Source organism: Vibrio sp. S11_S32 (genome assembly GCF_014694465.1).
GTDB classification, from domain to species: domain Bacteria; phylum Pseudomonadota; class Gammaproteobacteria; order Enterobacterales; family Vibrionaceae; genus Vibrio; species Vibrio algicola.
The window spans coordinates 1-1495 of the sequence record NZ_JAAUWS010000112.1; the positions used below are offsets into that span (position 1 = coordinate 1).

The window sequence follows — 1495 nt, forward strand, 5'->3', positions numbered from 1 at the left end:
GGCCTCTCAGCATGGTCAGTTGTGTCCGAAATCGTCACAGCCGTGACGAATCGACAGCCCTACCCAAACGTATTCGGTTTTTAACGTTCACCAGCCCTGTCAATAGGGTGCTGGTGAACGCTTACGATCAAAACACCATAATTCATTATCCCGAGTAAGCCAATATTGACTTTTTACTCTGACAATATTACGAATATTTCCGGTCATGATACGTTCTACTTTGGCCGCTTTATCACCATTTTTAGCAGCATGAATTCGATATAACCCGGTTGTCGTCGCCAACCAACTATCGCCATCATTATTAACTAACATATTGTTAATTCGACCAAATGGAATTTGATTTTTTTGTGTGCCAAAACGTACGCGCTTAAACATCGCACTTGATTGTGAGTAATAACTGACTCCACGCGCGGTAGCTATCCATATCCCCCCTTTTTGATCTAAGGCCAGATCAAAAATCGAATTATTAGCGAGGGAATAATCATCTTGATAGTTGGCTTGAAATATTGTGGTTGAAGCTTGGTGAATATTATAAACCAACAAGCCATTTTGAGTGCCTATCCAATAATCGGTTGCGCTTATCGCGATACTGGTGACATCTTCACTCCCAATACTTTGTGGTTGCAGCGCCCCTGTGGTTCCATTAAGCCACTTAACCCCTGTTTGCGTAGCCAATAAAATTCGATCTTGTTGTTGGTCATAATAGATTTTATTGATGCCTGTTATTTCATTACCGGTCAGCTTTTTTATCCCGGTGTCGCCCAATAAGAAAACCGCATATTGAGTACTCACCACCCAGTGTTGATGAATAAAAACAGCCGATTCTATTTGAACATCTTCCCCAATAGCTGCTTGCGTGATCTCAACCGTTGGAATAGAACGAACTTTTCCGGTGGTTAAATCATAACTATGAAAAAATTTTGCCGAAAATGCCCAGATCTTGCCACTAGAATAGCCGACCTTTTTAAATGATTGCGCATTGACTAAATTTAACACCACATCACGCTGACCGTCAGACGATAAACGATAAAGCTTATTCGCCTCTGTGAACCAAAAATCACCATCGGCATACACCATATTTTCGGTATTACCATCCAGACTTCGATTTTTATTGGTGAGTAGGTGCTGCCCATCATAGAAATGAATATGATTGCGAATATCTTGAACCCAGATACCACCTTTAGGATTTGGAAACAGTTTTTTGGCCGTCAGGAATTGCCCTTGCGTTTGGCTAGGTAACGGATAAAAAATTGAATTTGCATCTAGTGCATTTACTGAAAATGAAATCATCAGTAATGCGAATAAACGCCCAATACGCAGCATCACGAGCAAGCCTTAACACAAAATAAATAGAACTCAGCGCGGGATTAATGCCGATCATTTAAGATCTTAAAATAGTGGTTGAACGATCCTATAGCTGTGTAAAAATCCTAGCATATTTAATATGCTAGGATTTTTTATGGACGTTTCTCAAGCGCTTAATGTCATCAATAAT

At 40.3% G+C, this 1495-nt stretch carries 1 protein-coding gene; it reads right to left on the reverse strand.

Annotated elements, in window-relative coordinates; genetic code table 11:
* Positions 1-99: 99 nt before the first annotated feature.
* Positions 100-1323 (reverse strand): two-component regulator propeller domain-containing protein, encoded by a 1224-nt coding sequence (locus HC723_RS16765; RefSeq protein ID WP_446751413.1) that lies wholly within the window; start codon positions 1321-1323, stop codon positions 100-102.
* Positions 1324-1495 lie beyond the last annotated feature (172 nt).

Excerpts from the sequence above, each read along its gene's own strand:
- HC723_RS16765 (WP_446751413.1), bottom strand. The coding sequence starts at position 1,323 with ATGCTGCGTATTGGGCGTTTATTCGCATTACTGATGATTTCATTTTCA.